This window comes from Enterobacter sp. CCUG 70166 (assembly GCF_020224095.1).
In the GTDB taxonomy this organism is placed as follows: Bacteria; Pseudomonadota; Gammaproteobacteria; order Enterobacterales; family Enterobacteriaceae; genus Enterobacter; species Enterobacter intestinihominis.
In genome coordinates this window covers 1-2,277 of the sequence record NZ_NRIQ01000100.1, presented here as the reverse complement: position 1 = coordinate 2,277, position 2,277 = coordinate 1, and the positions used below count along the sequence as shown (strand labels likewise).

The 2,277-nt window shown below is 63.8% G+C and carries 3 protein-coding genes; all 3 read left to right on the top strand.

Annotation, left to right across the window (positions count from 1 at the left end; genetic code table 11):
* Positions 1 to 74: 74 nt before the first annotated feature.
* Positions 75 to 350 carry a mercury resistance system periplasmic binding protein MerP gene (gene merP, locus CKK19_RS25275; protein WP_000732275.1) on the top strand — a complete coding sequence of 92 codons (276 nt, stop codon included), beginning with the start codon at positions 75 to 77 and terminating at the stop codon, positions 348 to 350.
* Between the two features lie 27 nt (positions 351 to 377).
* The gene (gene merC / locus CKK19_RS25270) at positions 378 to 803 is read left to right on the top strand and encodes an organomercurial transporter MerC (RefSeq protein WP_000522996.1); all 426 of its coding nucleotides are present in this window, start codon (positions 378 to 380) and stop codon (positions 801 to 803) included.
* 38 nt (positions 804 to 841) lie between these two features.
* Positions 842 to 2,277, top strand: a 1,436-nt coding sequence (merA, locus tag CKK19_RS25265; RefSeq protein ID WP_127791824.1) for a mercury(II) reductase, incomplete at its 3' end; no start/stop codon positions are given.

Here is a 2,277-nt window from a genome sequence, read left to right as displayed (position 1 = left end):
TGGCCGCGCTGGTCCTGGTCTCGCTCGGATTTCCCTACGTCATGCCATTTTTCTATTAATCACAGGAGTTCATCATGAAAAAACTGTTTGCCGCCCTCGCCCTCGCTGCCGTTGTTGCCCCCGTGTGGGCCGCCACCCAGACCGTCACGCTGTCCGTGCCTGGCATGACCTGCGCCTCTTGCCCGATCACTGTCAAGCACGCGCTTTCCAAGGTTGAGGGCGTGAGCAAGACCGACGTAAGTTTCGACAAGCGCCAGGCCGTCGTCACCTTCGACGATGCCAAGACCAACGTCCAGAAGTTGACCAAGGCGACCGAGGACGCGGGCTATCCGTCCAGCCTCAAACGCTGATCCGTTAACCGAACTCGGGAGCGACACATGGGACTCATCACGCGCATCGCTGGCAAAACCGGCGCGCTCGGCAGCGTCGTTTCCGCGATGGGCTGCGCCGCCTGTTTTCCTGCCATCGCCAGCTTTGGCGCGGCCATCGGACTGGGCTTCTTGAGCCAGTACGAGGGGCTATTCATTGGCATCCTGCTGCCGATGTTCGCCGGCATCGCGTTACTCGCCAATGCTATCGCTTGGCTCAATCATCGACAGTGGCGACGCACGGCGCTCGGCACGATAGGCCCGATCTTGGTGCTGGCAGCGGTGTTTTTAATGCGGGCTTACGGCTGGCAGAGCGGTGGACTGCTCTATGTCGGCCTGGCCTTGATGGTTGGGGTGTCGGTCTGGGATTTCATCTCGCCAGCACATCGCCGCTGCGGGCCGGACAGCTGTGAATTGCCAGAACAACGTGGCTGACGGCAACAGCCGTAGCCACCACAGAAAAGGAAAAATACATGACCACCCTGAAAATCACCGGGATGACCTGCGACTCGTGCGCGGCTCACGTCAAGGAAGCCTTGGAGAAAGTGCCCGGCGTGCAATCGGCGCTGGTGTCCTATCCGAAGGGCACAGCGCAACTCGCCATTGAGGCGGGCACGTCATCGGATGCGCTGACTACCGCCGTGGCCGGACTGGGCTACGAGGCAACGCTTGCCGATGCGCCACCGACGGACAACCGCGCCGGCCTGCTCGACAAGATGCGCGGCTGGATAGGGGCCGCTGATAAGCCCAGTGGCAACGAACGCCCGTTGCAGGTCGTCGTCATTGGTAGCGGTGGAGCCGCGATGGCGGCAGCACTGAAGGCCGTCGAGCAAGGCGCGCAGGTCACGCTGATTGAGCGCGGCACCATCGGCGGCACCTGCGTCAACGTCGGTTGTGTGCCGTCCAAGATCATGATCCGCGCCGCCCACATCGCCCATCTGCGCCGGGAAAGCCCATTCGACGGCGGCATGCCACCCACACCGCCGACGATCTTGCGCGAGCGGCTGCTGGCCCAGCAGCAGGCCCGTGTCGAAGAACTCCGTCATGCCAAGTACGAAGGCATCCTGGACGGCAATTCAGCCATCACCGTTCTGCACGGTGAAGCGCGTTTCAAGGACGACCAGAGCCTTATCGTTAGTTTGAACGAGGGTGGCGAGCGCGTCGTGATGTTCGACCGCTGCCTGGTCGCCACGGGTGCCAGCCCGGCGGTCCCGCCGATTCCGGGCTTGAAAGAGTCACCCTACTGGACTTCCACCGAGGCCCTGGCGAGCGACACCATTCCCGAACGCCTTGCCGTAATCGGCTCGTCGGTGGTGGCGCTGGAGCTGGCGCAAGCCTTTGCCCGGCTGGGCAGCAAGGTCACGGCCCTGGCGCGCAATACCTTGTTCTTCCGTGAAGACCCGGCCATCGGCGAGGCGGTGACAGCCGCTTTCCGTGCCGAGGGCATCGAGGTGCTGGAGCACACGCAAGCCAGCCAGGTCGCCCATATGGACGGTGAATTCGTGCTGACCACCACGCACGGTGAATTGCGCGCCGACAAGCTGCTGGTCGCCACCGGCCGGACACCGAACACGCGCAGCCTGGCATTGGAAGCGGCGGGGGTAGCCGTCAATGCGCAGGGGGCCATCGTCATCGACAAGGGCATGCGCACCAGTAGCCCGAACATCTACGCGGCCGGCGACTGCACCGACCAGCCGCAGTTCGTCTATGTGGCGGCAGCGGCCGGCACTCGTGCGGCGATCAACATGACTGGCGGCGATGCGGCCCTGGACCTGACCGCAATGCCGGCCGTGGTGTTCACCGACCCGCAGGTCGCCACCGTGGGCTACAGCGAGGCGGAAGCACATCACGACGGGATCGAGACCGACAGTCGCCTGCTAACACTGGATAACGTGCCGCGTGCGCTTGC